Raw genomic sequence first — 4,646 nt, 5'->3', positions numbered from 1 at the left:
AGGGTGAGTGAAAATGCAAATCCTCCGAGAATGCTTAGGCGCGTACTCGGGGGGCAAAAGTATAAGGCAGGGATCGCAATGTCGACCTAGGACGTCAGCGGTGCTTATGGATATTTAACTACTTTTTGGCCCGAACTGTACCCCTAGAACTCCTCCGAATTTGCATAGATTCCACCCAACAGTGCTTTGCTACCCAAAGTGCCCTAGAATTGATTATTCCGACGGGCTGGATACGTCTGGTAATTTTATCAGGGCAGCTGGGATCCTCTTCCGGATTGTGCTGTGCGGTCCTTCTTCGTCGTAGTCTCTACGCCAAGCATCCAACTTTTAGGCGGTAAATTCAAGCCCATGAACCAATGCGCGTTCCGACATTCTGCACGAGACCTGCCATTGAAAGCCTCGATATAGGCATTGGCCGTTGGTTCCCCAGGCCGAGAGAAGTCTAGTGTGACGTTCCGCCTGTAAGCCCATAGATCCATGTCGCGCGAGATAAATTCGCTGCCGTAACACCTTTGGAATGATGCTGGTTTAAAGGCTATGACCGATATCATTATTACACAAACCGCGCCCGTTTTGGTGGCCATCGATATCTCGAAAGCCCGCCACGAAGTCCTCATTGCTATTCCGGACAAGAAGCGCCGCCGTCGTTTGACTGTTCTTAACAAGCTGGACGACTTCAATCGTCTAATCACGTCGCTTGCCAGCTACGGCCGCCCCGTCCGTGTAGCTTTTGAAGCAACGGTTAATTATCACCGGGCCTTGGCTTATCATCTTGCCGCAGCAGGTTTTGAGTTGAAGTTGGTGTCATCAGTGGTCCTGGCCAGAACGCGAGAGGCCTTGCACAACAGTTGGGACAAAAACGACCCTAAGGATGCCCAGGTCATTCTTCACATGATGGAGATTGGGAACGAACAGTTTTACCATGACCCCCTCGTGCGCGGCACCAACGATATCCAAGAGCTTTCCAAAACGCACGATATCGTATCCAAGTCGAAGACCGAGCTGTGGCATCGTATTTTGACCCATTATCTGCCGTTGTATTTCCCCGAAGCTGATCGTTTCCATCGTAGTTCTCGCAGTGACTGGTTCTTCGCTTTCCTTGATCGCTATCCGTCCCCGCACTTCATCTCAGCTATGAGCAAAGGCGCATTCACCGCTGACGCTTGGGATGTGGTGGGCCGCAAAGTTGCAAAAGAGCGGTTACTTTCCGATATCTACGAGACGGCCAAAGTATCAGTCGGACTGCCGGTTGCCGCAGATTCCGACGCAATCAGTATGTTCCGCTTGGTCTTGACTGAAAGCCGGAGTTTGATAGCTCAACGCAATCAAATCGAGACTCGCGCCGTCACGCTTCTCAAAAACCACCCTGACTATCAACTGCTGACGTCGATCCCCGGGATTGGTCCCATCAATGCTTTGACAGTTTTGGCAGAAGCTGGGGATTTACGGCGTTTTTGTCATCACCGACAGTTCTTAAAGTTCTGTGGCATGGACCTTGCGACCATGCAATCGGGCACATTCAGGGGCCAAACAAAGCTCTCAAAATATGGCAATGCCCGCCTCCGACGAACCCTCTGGATGGCTGGACAGGTTGCTATTCTGCAGCGCACCAACAGCTTCCGCGACAAGTTCGAGCGCTATATCGCCAAAGACCGTCACAACACCCATTTGCGCCGAAAGGCGTACACCGCAATCGCAGCAAAAATGGCCCGAACTGTTCATGGGATCATCAAGCATGGCGAACCGTATCGCCCCTTCTTTGAGGGGTGACCGACAGCAGTAGGATCTTTCTCTGTAAGGGCGGTGGAGGCAGACAACTGACCTCGTAGATAATGTTTAGGCCTTCTGCTCAACGACCGAAAGATCTCGTCTTAAGGACGGTGAGAGCCGCAAAAGCGTACTCTGTGTTTGTTATGGGAGAGACAGTTCGTTGACCAAAATGCCAAACTGAGCCATGCTTCTAACGTGTCGAGACGCCTCGATGCGACAATGACCTGATGCCAAATCAGCCAATTATTCCACGCATAGGACGTTGTCCACGCGAATGGTTTTCGGGTAGCCAATCTGACGCCAGACCCGATCCAGCGCCGGAACATACCGCGAGAAGGTGTCGAGCACTATCAAGTTGCGAATCTTGCGCCCTGTGGACAGTTGGTCATGCACGAAATCCATCGCTTGACTGCACCGTTCGCGGCGAGCGGCTGAGTCAGTACACTGTCGAAGAGCACAAGACCAAGCACCTGAATGGCTTGTCTTATCCTGAACTTGGCTCCTGCTTTATAAAGGGGTCACTGCACGCCGCGCCATTTGCGGCGTGCAGTGGCGGTGGTTGGATCGTAAATGGCTGGGTCATGATGGACCGTTTCAGAGTTTGATCAACCGCCGTCTTCCCCAAAGGCCTGAACGGATACGCGTGCGACAAGTCACGTATGACAAGCATAGGATACGGAAAAACACGGGCTCACCCCAATTGCCCGCATTCTAGGGGGCGCATCCGCGGGCGTCCCGCCACGAATTATGGGTTTTGGTCCCGCGCCTGCGTCAAAAAAACTGATGACGCGATTAGGTTTAGCACTGGAAGATCTTGCTGTGATTGAGCTAAACGAGGCATTTGCGAGCCAGGGCTTGGCCACGCTGCGCGACTTGGGAATAGCGGATGACGATCCTCGGGTGAACCCAAACGGCGGCGCTATCGCTCTTGGGCATCCGCTTGGCATGTCTGGTGCGCGTCTAACTGGAACCGCTGCTTTGCAATTAAAATCTGGCGAAAAATCCCTTTCCGCCATGTGCGTCGGTGTGGGCCAAGGCATCGCGATTGTGTTGGAAGGATATTAAGTGATTTTTCAATTAACCACGTCAAGCTTCTTGCCGCTCCACAGTTCAGCCAGCTTTTTCGATCTGTTGAGCAATGCTCAAAAATTCGCGGCCAAGAAATTGCCGAAACCGGCTAACTGCGGGGCGCACAGCTCGATCCTCTCGCCAAAAAAGACCAAGCTGTCGTTTCGGGTGGCCAATTGTGACAGGTAGGGTCGTCAGCGTCTTTGTATGGCTTTGCATGAAAACGACTGAATAGGGCAACACGGTCAGGGTTTCTGACCCGGACAAAACAGCGATTATGGATGCAAGTGAGCCCCCGGTAAAGCTGACTTTGAAGTCGGAAACACCAATGCTCTCCAGCGTCCCGCGCAGGTCTGCATAAAGTGGGCTACCTGCGGGGGGCGCTATCCAAGGATAGCGGGAGATTTCGGCGAGATTAAATGTAGATCGCCGCGCAAGTGGATGCGACGGGGCGCATGCGATGACGTTGTGCCCTTGCAAAACGGGTTCAAACGATATGCCTTTGGGAACTTCATTGGCGTTTACCGGACAGATAGCCAAATCAATGTTCCCGATATTCAATTGTTCGGTCAGCTCCGGCAAGTAGCCATAGGTTTGATGGATCGCAACATCAGGAAATTCCCTCTGAAACGTTGCGATCATACTTGAGATCACACCGTCAACAAATATCGGGGTGCCGGCGATACGCGCTGTTCCTGCTTTCCCCATTTGATACATTTCAGCCGCAATTTGTGCTGCTTTTCCTGCTCTAGCGATGATACGGCCCTGCTCCGCAAGTGACTGGCACAGCTCGGTTGGGCGGAGCGGGCGTTTCCCCTTTTCGAATAATCGCGATCCCAGTCGGGCCTCCAACATGGAGAGCGTCCGCGAAACACTTGGTTGCGATTTGTTCAGCGCCATAGCGCCTTCGCTTAACCCGCCTGAATCAACAATTTCGGCCAGTAGGTGGAGGTGTTTTGGGTCGATCTTCATACCATCAAGTTATATTGTTTTCCGTAGATTGGATCAACGCTCCATTTCTAACGGTGTAGTTAAGATTAACATAGTAAGAGGTGACAACATGGAGCGGTTCGAAGAGAACATTGAACCAACAGTGCGCGTCGTGTTCGGGGCGGCAATTCGAAAGACAATCGCAGTTGAAGCAAACAAAATCGGCGCATCACGCGTTCTGATCTTATCCACGCCGCAACAAAACCATCTGGCACTCGAAATCGCAGAGCTGCTTGGAAGTGTTGCTGTTGGGGTGTTTTGCAGGGCTGAAATGCATACACCCGTGGATGTGACAGACGCAGCCGCGACGCATGCCTTAGAGACCAGCGCCGATTGTTTGATTGCAATTGGTGGCGGGTCGACGATAGGCTTGGGTAAAGCAATCGCATACAGAAATGACTTGCCGCAAATCGTCATTCCAACAACATATGCTGGCAGTGAATGCACCTCGATTCTTGGTCAGACAGAAAATGGCGTCAAAACGACGTTACGTGACCTGCGGGTGCGGCCTGAAGTCATTTTATATGACCCTGAGCTGGTCGCAACTTTACCCATTTCCATGACGGTTACGTCTGCATTGAATGCCATGGCCCATGCGGTTGAGGCGCTCTACGCCCGCGACCGAACTGAACGAACAACCGAATTGGCGATCGTAGGTCTACGTGCCTTTGTTGATGGTCTTCCTAAACTTTTGGAAAACCCAAATGACCTTTCAGCGCGCGAGGCAACTCAGCGTGGTGCTTGGGCATGTGGGACCGTCTTAGGGCAAGTCGACATGGCGCTGCACCATAAAATTTGCCATACACTGGGGGGGGCTT

3 protein-coding genes and 3 pseudogenes are annotated in these 4,646 nt (G+C 52.3%); 3 read left to right on the top strand and 3 right to left on the bottom strand.

The window, feature by feature from the left end:
- Positions 1-213: 213 nt before the first annotated feature.
- Positions 214-503 (bottom strand): annotated as a pseudogene (locus ABF287_RS13345) (integrase core domain-containing protein); the annotation flags it as partial.
- A 34-nt stretch (positions 504-537) separates the two neighbouring features.
- Here ABF287_RS13345 and ABF287_RS13340 point away from each other — a divergent pair.
- Positions 538-1,770 (top strand): IS110 family transposase, encoded by a 1,233-nt coding sequence (locus tag ABF287_RS13340; RefSeq protein ID WP_347185496.1) that lies wholly within the window; start codon positions 538-540, stop codon positions 1,768-1,770.
- A 264-nt stretch (positions 1,771-2,034) separates the two neighbouring features.
- Here the strand turns inward: ABF287_RS13340 and ABF287_RS13335 are convergent.
- Positions 2,035-2,175 (bottom strand): annotated as a pseudogene (locus ABF287_RS13335) (IS3 family transposase); the annotation flags it as partial.
- Positions 2,176-2,451: 276 nt separating this feature from the next.
- On the opposite strand from ABF287_RS13335, the pseudogene ABF287_RS13330 reads away from it, so the two are divergent.
- Positions 2,452-2,835 (top strand): annotated as a pseudogene (locus ABF287_RS13330) (3-oxoadipyl-CoA thiolase); the annotation flags it as partial.
- 45 nt (positions 2,836-2,880) lie between these two features.
- On the opposite strand, the gene ABF287_RS13325 reads toward ABF287_RS13330, so the two are convergent.
- Positions 2,881-3,810 (bottom strand): LysR family transcriptional regulator, encoded by a 930-nt coding sequence (locus ABF287_RS13325; protein WP_347185495.1) that lies wholly within the window; start codon positions 3,808-3,810, stop codon positions 2,881-2,883.
- An 88-nt stretch (positions 3,811-3,898) separates the two neighbouring features.
- Here ABF287_RS13325 and ABF287_RS13320 point away from each other — a divergent pair.
- Positions 3,899-4,646, top strand: a 748-nt coding sequence (locus tag ABF287_RS13320) for an iron-containing alcohol dehydrogenase (protein ID WP_347185494.1), incomplete at its 3' end; no start/stop codon positions are given.

This window comes from Pacificibacter sp., from assembly GCF_039769035.1.
GTDB lineage: Bacteria > Pseudomonadota > Alphaproteobacteria > Rhodobacterales > Rhodobacteraceae > Celeribacter.
The sequence above is the reverse complement of the archived record's forward strand: the minus strand, read 5'-3'. Positions and strand labels throughout refer to the sequence as shown.

Coding starts and splice junctions, on each gene's coding strand:
- ABF287_RS13325 (WP_347185495.1), bottom strand. CDS start 3,810: ATGAAGATCGACCCAAAACACCTCCACCTACTGGCCGAAATTGTTGAT.
- ABF287_RS13340 (WP_347185496.1), top strand. CDS start 538: ATGACCGATATCATTATTACACAAACCGCGCCCGTTTTGGTGGCCATC.